The organism is Hymenobacter aerilatus, from assembly GCF_022921095.1.
GTDB classification, from domain to species: domain Bacteria; phylum Bacteroidota; class Bacteroidia; order Cytophagales; family Hymenobacteraceae; genus Hymenobacter; species Hymenobacter aerilatus.
The window spans coordinates 3,243,780-3,257,011 of sequence record NZ_CP095053.1; the positions used below are offsets into that span (position 1 = coordinate 3,243,780).

Consider the following 13,232-nt stretch of genomic DNA (forward strand, 5'->3'; position numbering starts at 1 on the left):
GTGCTTATCAGGCATTTTTTCACCTATTTCTTCTCTTTATGAGACAAACACTTTTACGCAACTTACTTGTGCTAGTGCTGACAATAATATCAGTACAGCTTGGTTGGTCGCAGGGTGCCACTACGGCAGCCATGAACGGTACTATTACCGATCAAACAGGCAGTGGCCTACCTGGTGCTACCATCATTGCGGTGCATACACCTACTAATACGCAGTATGTAGCGCCTACTAACTCTGATGGTCGCTATAACATTCAGGGTATGCGTGTGGGTGGTCCCTACTCGGTGCGTGTAACATTTGTTGGCTATCAGGATGTAACTCGCGATGGCATTTTCCTGACTTTAGGTCAGAACCTACGCCTAGATGTTAACTTGAACGAATCAACGCAGCAGCTAGGTGAGGTTGTAGTATCAGGACGTCGCGACCCAGTTATTAACTCGGGTCGGACAGGAGCCGAAACAAACGTAGGACGTGCACAAATTCAAAACTTACCTACCCTCAACCGCTCACTCAACGATTTCACTCGACTCACACCCCAGGCTAATGGCGGGGGTAGCAGCTCCATTGGTGGAGCTAATAATCGGTATAATAATATTACTATCGATGGTGCCGTCAACAACGACATCTTTGGTTTGGCTGCCAGTGGTACCCCCGGTGGCCAAGCAGGTACCAACCCTATCGCTCTTGACGCTATTGATCAAATTCAGGTAGTAGTAGCGCCCTATGACATTACATTAGGCAACTTCGCTGGTGGCGGCATCAACGCTGTAACCCGTTCAGGCTCTAATGATTTATCGGCTTCTATTTATGGTTTTGGCCGTAATCAGAACACCATTGGCAAAAGCGTAACTAAGAACGCAGATGGCAAACGGACACGCGTAGATGAGTTCTATAATTACCAGACTGGTTTTCGAGTAGGCGGCGCTGTAGTAAAGGATAAAGTATTCTTTTTCTTAAATGCCGAAATAGCACGCAATAGCACGCCTCTCACATTTTTACCAGGTACTGCGGGCTCCACTCTGGACCCAGCCGTTATCAACGAAATTGGTTCACTGGCTCTCTCTCGCTACGGGTACGACGCAGGCGCGACGGGCGAAATCAATCGTCGCACACAGAGTAATAAAATCTTCGCTCGCTTAGATTTCAACCTGTCGGAAAATAATACGCTGACCTTGCGTCACAATTATATTGATGCGTTTGATGATAACATTACTCGCACCTCTAATCTGTTTCGATTTGGCAACAACGGCTACCGCTTTGACAACTCGACAAATACCACGGTAGCAGAATTGAACAGCCGCTTGGGTCGCTACTCCAACAAGCTGATTTTGAGCTACAACCGTATCCGCGATAAGCGTAGCACGCTTGGCACATTGTTTCCACAGTTCCAAATCACCGAAAATGGCAACAACTACGTGCTTGGTACGGAGCGCAGTTCAGCTGCTAATAGCCTTGATCAGGATATTGTAGAATTGACAGATAACCTGACAGCTGGCTTTGGTAAGCATACGCTTACGGTAGGTACGCATAACGAATTCTACAAATTCCGTAACCTGTTTCTCAACAACGGCAACGGATACTATACATTCCGTTCGCTAGCCGATTTTCGGAATAACCGGTCAAACCGAATTCAAGCCGCCTACCCTACTGCTGACAATGGAGAAGCTGCCTTCTCAGCTTTACAGTTGGGTTTCTACGCACAAGATCAGTACGCACCGATAGAAAATCTACGTCTGACTTTAGGTGTTCGTCTTGATGTTCCTGTATTTTTTGACAAGCCTGGTTTCAATCAAGGCGTAACCACTCAGTTTGGTAGCGATTTGCGCACCGATAATGTTCCGAGCGGCCAACTATTATGGGCTCCGCGTCTAGGCTTTAACTGGGATGTGAACAACGACTCGAAAGTACAGGTGCGTGGTGGTACCGGTATCTTTACAGGCCGAGTACCATTTGTTTGGATTTCAAACAGCTACACAAACAGTGGCCTAATTCAGGGTGCCGTTGATGTGACAAACCCACCAGCTACCCAGAATGATAATGGTCAAGTAGGAGTACTAACTGACATTTCGCGTTTCCCAAGCTACTACAGTGATAATGTTGTTGCTACTTCACAGATTAACTTGCTAGGTAAGGATTTTAAGCTTCCTCAAGTATGGCGCACTAACTTGGCAGTTGATTTCCGCCTACCCGGCGATGTGGTAGCTACTGTTGAGGGTATTTACTCTAAAACCATCAACGATATTTATTATCAAGATATCAACTTAACAGCTCCAGTTGGTCGTCTAGCCGGTCCGGATCAACGGCCTGTATATGCTGCTGAGACGAGAGATAGGCGCGTTAATCGTGACTATACCAACGTTTATTTGTTGCAGAATACTAGCCGCGGCTATCGTTATAATGCAACGGCTCAATTGCAGAAGCAGTTTGTGAGCGGTTTGAATGCTTCGTTAGCTTATACCTATGGTGTTGCTAAGGATATTAATAGTGGCAGCAGCAGCACGGCATCATCTAACTTCCAGTTCAACCAGATTGTAGCCGACCCAAATAATCCGGAACTAGGTTATTCTCGCAACGACCAACGCCACCGCGTATTAGCCACTGCTGGCTATAAGTTCATCTACGCTGGCGAGAAGCTTGCTACCACCGTTTCTGCAGTGTATGAAGGCTATGCTGGGGCACCTCTCACATACATATATGGCAACAATACAGACTTAAACCGAGATAACAACTTCGGCAATGACCTACTATATGTTCCACGCGATGTACGTGATGCTAACGAGATAATCTTGGTGCAGACTGCTGCTGACCGCACTGCTAACCGTTCCTTGGCACAAATCCAGAGTGAGTTTGATACTTTTATTGAAAACGACCCTTACCTACGCAGCCATCGTGGTCAATACGTAGAGCGTTTTGGCGCACGTTTACCTTGGACGCATCAAGTGGATTTGCGCGTTGCGCAAGACTTCAACTTTATGGCTGGAGGCAAACGTAATACGATTCAGATTACTCTTGATATCATCAATGCTGGTAATCTACTGAATAGAGAGTGGGGTCGTCAGTACTTTGTAAACAACAACGCTGCTGAAATCCTACGTGTAGAATCAACGGGACCTAATGTGCAACCCACTTTCTCCTTCCCCAGCTCTTACGTAAGCAATGGCAACAGAGCATACTCAATTGCACCTCTAGCTTCACGCTGGCAGAGCCAATTAGGCATACGTTATATCTTCAACTAATTACGTAGTACTTATAAAAAAAGGGCGGAGAGTTCTCCGCCCTTTTTTTATGCTCGTTTGTGTGCTAAGTATTGGAGTGAACAGCTAGACGACACTGACCCATAACTCATTCATTAATTGATGTATACATACCTAACTTATTGCTATTAGAGCAAGAGCTTAACCATAACAATTTAGTAATACTATAGCTGCTCAGCGGCCCATTACATTTGTGCCGTTTTTCATTTAACCCTCTGTATGAAACACACTTTTACACGTTACTTAGTGGTAGCGTTGCTATTGCTACTTGCCCACGTCGGTTGGACGCAGGGCGTAACTACTTCCGCCATGAACGGTGTTATTACCGATCAGACAGGAGGCGGGCTACCTGGCGCTACCGTTATTGCGGTGCACACGCCCACCAATACCCAATACGTAGCGCCCACCAACTCTGATGGCCGCTTCAACATTCAGAATATGCGCGTGGGTGGCCCATACACAGTGCGCGTAACGTTTGTAGGCTACCAGGATTTCTTGCGTGAAGGCGTATACCTGACGCTGGGCCAAAACCTGCGTTTAGACGTGAACCTGAGCGAGGCAGCTCAGCAACTAGGCGAGGTAGTAGTATCCGGCCGCCAGGACCCTATTATTAACTCCAACCGCACGGGCGCTGCTACCACGGTACAGCGCGAGCAGATTGAGCGTTTGCCTACCCTAAACCGCTCTCTCAACGACTTTACCCGTCTTACGCCGCAGGCCAATGGCCAGAGCTTTGGCGGCCGCAATAGTGGCTACAATAACATTACCATCGACGGTGCCATCTTCAACAATGCTTTTGGCCTCAACTCAACGGTAGGTGGTCAGGCTGGTGCCCAACCTATTTCGCTGGACGCTATCGACCAGATTCAGGTGGCTATTGCGCCATATGATGTACGTCAGGGCTCTTTCACAGGCGCCGGTATCAACGTAGTAACTCGCTCGGGTACCAACAAATTTTCGGGCTCAGTGTATGGCTTCTACCGCAACCAGGATTTAGTAGGCGATAAGGTAGGCGACATAAAAAACCAGTATCCAAGCTTCAACCTGAAAAACTACGGTTTTCGGGCAGGCGGCCCTATCATCAAGGATAAGCTGTTCTTCTTCATCAACGCGGAGCAGGAGCGCCGCACCGACCCGCCGACGGGCAACTTCACGGCCAATCGTTCTGCCACTGCACCAGCGGCTGGCTCGCAGACTTCTCAGGCCAATGCCAATGACCTTGATTTCCTGAGCAACTTTCTGCAACAGCAGTATGGCTACAATCCTGGCCCCTACGAGGGATATAACCAGCGCGCCAATAGCGACAAGGCCACGATTAAGATTGACTGGAACATCAACCAGAACAACCGCTTCAACATCAAGTACAACTATCTAAAGTCGTACGCTGATATCAACCCCAGCACTTCGGGCGCTATTGGGGGCAACCGTGCGCAGTCGCAGTTCGGCCTACCCTTCTTCTCGTCGTACTATACCATCAACAACAACCTGAACTCGTTCATTGCTGAATTGAACAGCACCATCGGCGGGGGTAAGTTCTCAAACAACCTGACGGCGGGCTATTCCGCATTCCGCGACTTCCGCCAGAGCCCCGGTGGCACCATCTTCCCGCTCGTAGATATCGGAAACAACTCAGGTCGTAGTACTTCTACTGCCGCTATCAACGGTATTCAGGCTTCTAACACCTTGACTTCGTTCGGCTATGAGCCCTTTACGGCCTTTAACCTGCTGAACTCGGACGTGTATCAATTGGGTGACAACTTCACGGCCTACCTTGGCAAACACAACGTGACGGTGGGTACTTACAACGAGTACTACAAGTTCCGCAACGGCTTCGCGCCTAACTACTATGGCAACTACTCCTTCAACTCCCTGGAGGATTTCTATGCCTCGGCTGGCTATAACTACACCCGTAGCAACGGCACGAGCACGCCATCAATTGAGCCTCTGGCCGCTGGTGTTAGCCGCCCAGGTGCGGCGCGCTACAACCTGCAATACTCGGCCCTACCCGGTGGTGAGTTTCCGTATGCCGACATTCAGGCTATGCAATTGGGCTTGTATGTGCAGGACGAATGGTCGCCACGCAGCAACTTCAAGCTGACCTACGGCCTGCGCGCCGACCTACCCTTTGTAACGTCGGATTTGCAGCAGAACACCAACGCAGCCAACCTGACTTTCCGTGATGGGGTGAAAATCAATACCTCCGCCACGCCGAAGGAGCGCGTGCTGTTCTCGCCACGCGTGGGCTTCAACTGGGATGCCAACGATGACAAGAAAACGCAGGTGCGCGGTGGTACGGGTATTTTCACGGGCCGCGTGCCTTTCGTGTGGCTCTCCAACCAGGCAAGCAACAATGGGGTGCAGTTTGGCTCCTATAGCCTGAGTGGATCCAATACGGCTAACCCCGTATCGAGCACTCCCTCTTACTTTGATGGTGACGTGAATGCCTACCGTCCGGAAAATGCTACCGCTAATACGGCGTACAACCTGGCCGTAACGGACAAAGACTTCAAGTTTCCACAGGTGTGGCGTTCTAACCTGGCCATCGACCAGCAGCTGCCCGGCGGCATTATTGCTACCCTGGAAGGTTTCTACACAAAGGATTTAAATGCCGTATACCACCAGAACGTGAACCTGCCTCAGACGCAGACGTACGCGGTAGGCGCAACGGAAAACAACCGCATCTATGCCGGCGACCGGCGGCCTATTTTTTACACTTTAGGCGCGGCCCAAGCGGGTGCTAATGCGGGCTTAGTGAGCATCACCCGCAACGAACGAATCTACGGTGGGCAGGGTACGGCCTCGGCATCCAACCCCAACATCAGCGACGCCATCCTGATGAAGAATACCAACAAAGGCTACTCGTATGCTGTGACAGCGCAGTTGCAAAAGTCGTTTGTGAGCGGCTTCTACGTAAGTGCTGCATACACCTACTCAGATTCACGTTCAGTAAACGACGGTGGCTCGATTGCTCAGTCTATCTGGCGCGACCGGCAGGTGTCCGGCGACCCGAACGCCGACGTACTGAGCTACTCGCAGTTTTTGCAGAAGCACCGCATAATTGCTTCCGGCTCTTACCGCAAGGAGTATCTGGGCCACCTCGGCACTACCATCTCTCTGTTCTATGAAGCTGCTCCACAAAGCCGTTTCTCCTACGTGTATGCAGGTGACATGAACGGCGACAACCAGAACGCCAACGACCTGATGTACATCCCGCGCAATGCCAGCGAAGTGAACCTACGTGACATTATATATTCTTACCAGAACCAAGCAAACCAACCGATAGAATTTGCCCGCTACACTGCTGCTCAGCAGTACGCTGATTTGAATGCCTATATTCAGCAAGATGACTACCTGAGCAAGAACCGCGGGAAGTATGCTGAGCGTAATGGCGGCGTGCGCCCCTGGCAAAACCGGTTGGATGCTCGTCTGTTGCAGGACATCTTCACCAACATCGGCGAAAACCGCAACACGCTTCAGCTCAGCATCGATATCTTCAACATCGGCAACCTGATCAACAGCGACTGGGGCGTATTTCAGACGCCAAACAAGGTAAACCCTCTGTCGTTCTCTGGCTATAATGCACAAGGACAACCGGTGTACACCTTCCCCAATCTGACTAATCCTACCCGCAACGCTACCACAGGTGCTGTTACACCGGGCATTCCGCTGACCAAAACCTTCCGCAACGACACGGGTGGTATTGGTTCGCGCTGGCAGGGCCAGATTGGTCTGCGCTACATCTTCAACTAAACCAGAAGATTAGCTTTACATAATGGGGCTGGCACAAATGCTAGCCCCGTTTTTTTGAAAAATATTTTAGCGCCCACCTTGTGGATATCGAAATCTACCCTACTTTTGCATCACCAAAACGCAATTGGCGGCTTGGTTCACTGAAACGGGGGATTAGCTCAGCTGGCTAGAGCGCTTGCATGGCATGCAAGAGGTCATCGGTTCGACTCCGATATTCTCCACTCCCGTTGCAAAAGCCTGACTCCATGAGTCAGGCTTTTTTGTTGTTGCTAACAATTAGCACGGCCCTGCTTTCATATGAAAGCAGGGCCGTGCTGTTGAAAAACAAGCGTGTAGGGGCGCTACACAAACAGGCCGTCTACCGAGAGGTACCGCTCGCCGGTGTCGTAGCAGAAGGTGAGCACGCGGCTGCCTTGCGGCATTTCATCGAGCTTTTTGGCCACGGCGGCCAAGGACGCTCCAGAGGAAATGCCACCTAGTACGCCCTCTTCGCGAGCCGAACGACGCGTCATGTCAAAAGCCTCCTGCTGGCTAACCTGGATGGTACCATCCAGCACGTTGGTGTGGAGGTTTTCGGGAATGAAGCCGGCACCGATACCTTGAATGGGGTGCGGACCGGGTGCGCCGCCGCCGATAACGGGCGAGGCTTCGGGCTCTACGGCAAACACCTGCATATTTGGAAATTTCGGCTTCAGCACCTCGGCCACGCCGGTGATGTGGCCGCCAGTGCCTACCCCCGTAATGTAGTAGTCGAAGCCCTCGGGCGCATCCTCCAGAATTTCCTGGGCTGTGGCCTCTATATGCACCTGAATATTGGCGGGGTTGTCGAACTGCATGGGCATCCAAGCCTTGGGGTTTTCGGCTACCATTTCTTTGGCTTTTTCAATGGCGCCCTTCATGCCTTTCTCGCGAGGCGTGAGCTCCAATTGAGCACCGTAGGCCGACATCAGCCGGCGCCGCTCGATAGACATCGACTCGGGCATGACCAGCGTAATCTGGTAACCTTTCACGGCAGCCACCATAGCCAGCCCTACCCCTGTGTTGCCCGAGGTGGGTTCAATAATTACGCTATCCGGAGTGAGGATGCCGTCTTTTTCGGCTTGCTCAATCATGGAGAGAGCAATGCGGTCTTTGATACTGCCGCCGGGGTTGGTACGCTCCGTTTTCACCCATACTTCTACGTCAGGGCGATGGGCAAACAGGCGGTTGACACGCACCAGCGGTGCGCGACCGATGGTGTCCAGAATGGAATTAGCTTTCATGTAATGGGAATATGGTTGAGTGAGTTACTACGGGCAGCTTGTCAGACAGCATCTTATTCGCTAGCGGCTGTTGGGGTGGGTGCTTACTTCCCTTTTCAGTCAGCAAGAAAAACAATCTTACCAAGCACTTGCTATGCAACAAGTACGTTTTTAAATCGAAAATGAAATATCGGCTGTTGGGTCTTCGGTGCGGGTTACCTGTATCTGTGCTTGGTGGTAGACGCGCGAATGCGATGGTACACTTTCGGTCAGCCACACATTGCCCCCAATAATACTATGGCGCCCGATAACCGTGCTACCCCCTAGGATAGTGGCACCGGCATATATCACCACGTTATCCTCGATAGTAGGATGGCGCTTGGTGTGCGCCAAATGCTTGGCTACGCTCAGAGCACCCAGGGTAACCCCCTGAAATATTTTTACGTGGGCGCCAATAACAGTGGTTTCGCCGATGACAATGCCCGTGCCGTGGTCGATGCAGAAGGAAGGCCCGATTTGCGCACCGGGGTGTATGTCGACGCCGGTGCGGGTGTGGGCAAACTCGCTGAGCAGGCGCGGCACGCGGGGCACGGCCAAGCGGTGCAATGCATGAGCCAGCCGGTGCAACGCAATGGCATAGAAGCCTGGGTAGGTGGCAATGACCTCTAACATCCCTTCGGCGGCCGGATCGGCGGCGACAATGGCGGACGCATCCAGCAGCAGCAGTTCGCGCAGTTGCGGCAGCTGCGCAGTGAAGTCGGCGGCTACGGTGGGAGCCGGCTCAGCGAGTGGCACTACACTGAGCAGTACTGCCAGATCGGCGCGGAGCTGACTGATGGTAGCCGCTACGGCATCGGTCGTAGACAAAGGGCGGTCGGCACGCTCCGGAAACAGGAGTTGCAGTACTTGCTCGGCCCAATGGCAGAAAGCAGGCCCTGGCAGCGGCACGGCGGCCTGTTGGTGAGCGTGTGTGAGAGCGTGCAGAAAATCGTCGGACATGGAGGCAAATGAAAGTAGCGGCAGCTGGCTGTTGCACTACACAAAATAGGAGCCGCTGAACGGTTTTCAACCAGCGGGCCGACCGGAAGGTTTAGCGCGACCCGTACAACCACCGTCCCCTACCCTGCGTTAGCTACCGTAATTCTCTCATCCACTCCATTTATACTTCCAAACACCATGGCCGATACCACCATCACCAAAGTTGATTCCAAGCACTCTCCTACCGGCCCCGAGGGCGAAAAATACCTAGCATCCGGTGTCCACGTTTCGATGCGTATGTGGGAAAACGAGCAGCCATCTGAGGCTAAAGAACCGTCTACCCGCCCTTACGAAACCGTAGGATATGTTATCAGCGGCCGGGCTGAATTGCATCTGGAAGGCCAGAAGGTAATTCTGGAACCCGGCAACTCGTGGGTAGTTCCTAAGGGTGCTTCGCATACCTACAACATTCTGGAAGCTTTCACGGCGGTAGAAGCTACTTCGCCTCCAGCACAAGTACACGGCCGCGAGGAAAAATAGCCTCCGGTTTTTATTCTGAATGCTATAACAGCTCGCTTTTTCTGTAGTGGAAAAGCGAGCTGTTATATAATATACCTTCTTATCTTAATATACAGAAGCACTACCGGCAGTTCCGATAATGGGATTTTTCTCCTTTGTATGCTTGGACCTCCTATTACAGAACAGTCCTGTATATTATACAAGTATTTATAATATGTATTTTACTATAAATAACTGTCAATCTATCAAATACATCTTTTATTAGGATGTATTCAAGATATATTTTTACCCAGTAAACTTATCTTGTATTTCCTTTATTTCGGGTAGCATACCTGCTTCATTTTTGTAGAAAAGATGGTGACACTATTCTTTTCCTTTCTGCATTCTCACTATGAAGCACTTTCTACATATTCCTACTCTCTTTCTAATAAGTGGCCTAAGCCTAGCAACCAAGCCGACACTGGGGCAGCAAACCGCTCCGACGGCTTTGTATGTGAACGATGCGATTACTACCAACGACGTATATACACAGGCGGCAGGCAATGACTTAACTGGGGATGGCACGCCCACAGCACCGTTTGCAACGGTAGGCCGTGCCTTGCAAGCGGCCTTGGCTGGTAACACTATTTATATAGATGCAGGTACCTACACCGAGCGTATTGCTTTAAACAAAACAGTGCATCTTCGTGGGGCAGGCACTGCCACGAATCGACCTAATGGGGCTACGGTTTTCAATGCGGGCTTACCCCAATCGGGCGCGCGGAGCCGTGAGGTAGGCTTACTCCTGACCGCGTCCGGCGGTACAGTGGCAGCGCCATTGGTTATTGCTGGCCTTACCATTCAGGCCTATGACTTTGGGATAGAAGCCGACGGCAGTGCCCGCGCTAACGTGGTGCTGGAAGACATAGAAATCCTGGATCAGCGGCAGTATGGAATTTTCTGGAATAGCATAGGCGGGGCCGACAACCTGACGTTTCGGCGGGTGCACATTGCCCGCACGGCCGTCGATCCGGCCAACGTGCGCACCAACTACAACGGCAGCAGTAGTCCGGCCGGTCGCGGCTTATTTATTGTCAACGGCACCAAGCAACATATCCTGATTGAGGGCGGCACCTACGAGCAAAACCGTCGGGCTGGCATTGACATCAATGACGGTAGCGTGAGCGATTTGATTATTCGCGACGTGCTGTTCTCGCAAAATGGTGGCGGCGCTATTGCGTTGCTGGGAGCCGGCGGCCAGCGCGATGCGGCCGGCAACTTCCTCACCCCGGCCGCGCTGATTGAGCGCAACACCATTCGTAATAACGGCTCCAACGGGATGGAGTTGAAATCGGTGACGGGCAACGGACAGGCTAGTGGGCCGGGCAGCTTTGTGGTGAGAGAGAATGTGATTACGCGTCTCACTACCCGCCCCGATCCGTTACCCAACGGGCTGCCCGAAGATATTCCGACCAATTTGCTGGACGACAACGCAGCCATTGCCTTCATCGACCGTGACCGAGGCGTTATTCAGGCGGGCGGCGGCGTAACCGGCGACTTGGTAACGGGCGGCGCCTACCTCGCCAACAATACGCTGGAAGGCTACATCGCCAGTGAACAGCAAAGCAACGTCAGCTCGGGCATCAACGGGTTCGGCATTGTGCTCGAGGGTAGCCACAACCGGGTTATCGGCAACCAGATTACGCAGTGCCAGATTGGTGTTCAGGTGCAAGAGCGCCCTACCAACAGCACGGGGGTAGGCACGCCTTTCTTCGATATCAACCGAAATACCCAGCTTTCCACGCTAGATAACCTTATTCAGGACAATCGGCTGGAGAACTGCACACAGGCGTTGGTGGCCGTTAACCTGACCACGCCCGTAGCCGCGCCGCTGAACTGGCTTGGTAGCATCGAAGTCAGCCAGCTCTACGGCCCAGACAGTCAGAATGGCCTGGTAGCCACCATCAGCAAAAACGGGAGCACGTTTACGCGCGAAGCGCCAACCAGCGCGGCCGGACGCATTGCCTACTCGCCCTTTTTGCATAGCAACCAAGATGCTGCCGCCGACGCTGGCTTTCAGGGCGACCGAAACTACCTGCACGTAGATGGCGCTAGTCCGGCCATCGTTCCCGGCGCCAGCTTGCAGCAGGGCCTGGAGTTGCTGACGGCAAACGGAACGCTGAGCGCCGTTGCTGGCACCTACGACGAGGCCCTGACCGTGGGCAAAGCGTTTACCCTAACTGCCACAGGTGCCACTACACTGCGCGACCTTACACTGGCCGGCAGCACTCTAACGCTGGGGGCTCCCTTCGGCCTGTCGGGAAACCTAACGCTCACAAATGGCCGCGTTGAGACTACCAGTACCAATCTGCTGTCGTTGTTGGCTACGGCCACAGCTACGGCCGGCAATGCCGCTTCGTACATAGATGGCCCACTACGGAAGATTGGGAATCAAGCTTTTGTATTTCCGGTGGGTAAGAATGGTCAGTGGGCACGTGTGGGTATTTCGGCTCCTGGCGCTGTTGATGCAGGTTTCACGGCCGAGTACCAGTCGACTCAAGCAGCTAGCACCACCACTGATGTGACGCTTGCAGCCCCTCTCCACAACATCAGCGCCGTAGATACTTGGCAGCTGACGCACGATGGCGGCGCGTCGGAAAACGTGCGTGTGCAGTTGTTCTGGGAAAACGCATTCCGTAGCGGCATTGACGCCTTTACCAACGATTTGCAGGTAGCTCGCTATAATGGCAACACCTGGGTAAGCGCTGGCCACGGTGAGTTGAATGGTGAACTAATGACTGGCGCCGTGACTTCTGCCGATGCTGTAAGTCAGTTTGGCACCTTTACGCTGGGCTCACTTTCCGCCGATACAAACCCATTGATAACGGAGGTGGCTGCTCTGAAAGCCACCGAAGTGCAGCCCAACGTAGTGCAACTGGATTGGACTACCTCGGATGCAGTAGCCGTACGCGGCTTCGACATTGAACGCTCTTACGATCAGCAGAGCTGGCAGAAGATTGGGGCTGTGGCGAGCCGGCCTGCCACTCCGCAACGCGCCTACTCCTACCAAGACCGCCCCGACCGCACCAACGTTACGGCTTACTACCGACTGCAGCAAGTGTTGGCCAGCGGTAGTCGCGTGTCGACGCCGGCTGCCGTCAACCTTACCAGCGTGACGTTGCCTACCAAAGCAGCTGTTGCCTCCACGAACTTCAGCTTGTACCCCAATCCTGCTACGCGCCAAGTGCAAGTAGCCCTACCTACTACGGCCACGGGTGCCATCACAATCACACTCTTCGATCTGACTGGCCGTACGGTTCTCACCCAAACGCTGCCAGCTAAATCCGGCGTTGCCCTACCCCTACCCGCATCCCTACCGGCAGGCACCTATATGGTCCGTGTGCAAGGCCAGGGTTTTGCTGATAGCGTAGTACGACTGGTGAAACAGTAAGCCGCTTGTGCTTTATACAAAAAGGGCCTCAGTGAAATAACTGAGGCCCTTTTTGTATAA

Annotated in this window: 6 protein-coding genes and 1 tRNA gene; 5 read left to right on the top strand and 2 right to left on the bottom strand. The window is 52.5% G+C overall.

The genetic code is table 11. The features are described 5' to 3' along the window. Positions 1-38 precede the first annotated feature (38 nt). From MUN82_RS13565 to MUN82_RS13575, 3 genes are all read left to right on the top strand, one after another. Positions 39-3,236, top strand: a complete 3,198-nt coding sequence (locus tag MUN82_RS13565) for a TonB-dependent receptor (protein ID WP_245091235.1) — start codon at positions 39-41, stop codon at positions 3,234-3,236. A gap of 237 nt (positions 3,237-3,473) precedes the next feature. Further along, complete coding sequence (locus MUN82_RS13570; protein WP_245091237.1) at positions 3,474-7,004, top strand: TonB-dependent receptor; 3,531 nt, start codon at positions 3,474-3,476, stop codon at positions 7,002-7,004. 147 nt (positions 7,005-7,151) lie between these two features. Continuing rightward, positions 7,152-7,225, top strand: a tRNA-Ala gene (locus MUN82_RS13575). 120 nt (positions 7,226-7,345) lie between these two features. Here MUN82_RS13575 and cysK read toward each other — a convergent pair. Together cysK and MUN82_RS13585 are read right to left on the bottom strand one after the other, a co-directional pair. Then, positions 7,346-8,266, bottom strand: coding sequence for a cysteine synthase A (gene cysK / locus MUN82_RS13580; protein ID WP_245091239.1), 921 nt, complete (start codon positions 8,264-8,266; stop codon positions 7,346-7,348). Positions 8,267-8,416: 150 nt separating this feature from the next. Then, the gene (locus MUN82_RS13585) at positions 8,417-9,244 is read right to left on the bottom strand and encodes a serine O-acetyltransferase (RefSeq protein ID WP_245091241.1); all 828 of its coding nucleotides are present in this window, start codon (positions 9,242-9,244) and stop codon (positions 8,417-8,419) included. A gap of 177 nt (positions 9,245-9,421) precedes the next feature. Between MUN82_RS13585 and MUN82_RS13590 the strand changes: the two genes are divergently transcribed. Beyond that, positions 9,422-9,763, top strand: a complete 342-nt coding sequence (locus tag MUN82_RS13590) for a cupin domain-containing protein (RefSeq protein WP_245091243.1) — start codon at positions 9,422-9,424, stop codon at positions 9,761-9,763. Positions 9,764-10,133: 370 nt separating this feature from the next. Beyond that, positions 10,134-13,172, top strand: coding sequence for a T9SS type A sorting domain-containing protein (locus MUN82_RS13595; protein ID WP_245091245.1), 3,039 nt, complete (start codon positions 10,134-10,136; stop codon positions 13,170-13,172). The last annotated feature ends 60 nt before the right edge of the window (positions 13,173-13,232 follow it).

Coding starts and splice junctions, on each gene's coding strand:
- MUN82_RS13565 (WP_245091235.1), top strand. CDS start 39: ATGAGACAAACACTTTTACGCAACTTACTTGTGCTAGTGCTGACAATA.
- MUN82_RS13570 (WP_245091237.1), top strand. CDS start 3,474: ATGAAACACACTTTTACACGTTACTTAGTGGTAGCGTTGCTATTGCTA.
- cysK (WP_245091239.1), bottom strand. CDS start 8,266: ATGAAAGCTAATTCCATTCTGGACACCATCGGTCGCGCACCGCTGGTG.
- MUN82_RS13585 (WP_245091241.1), bottom strand. CDS start 9,244: ATGTCCGACGATTTTCTGCACGCTCTCACACACGCTCACCAACAGGCC.
- MUN82_RS13590 (WP_245091243.1), top strand. CDS start 9,422: ATGGCCGATACCACCATCACCAAAGTTGATTCCAAGCACTCTCCTACC.
- MUN82_RS13595 (WP_245091245.1), top strand. CDS start 10,134: ATGAAGCACTTTCTACATATTCCTACTCTCTTTCTAATAAGTGGCCTA.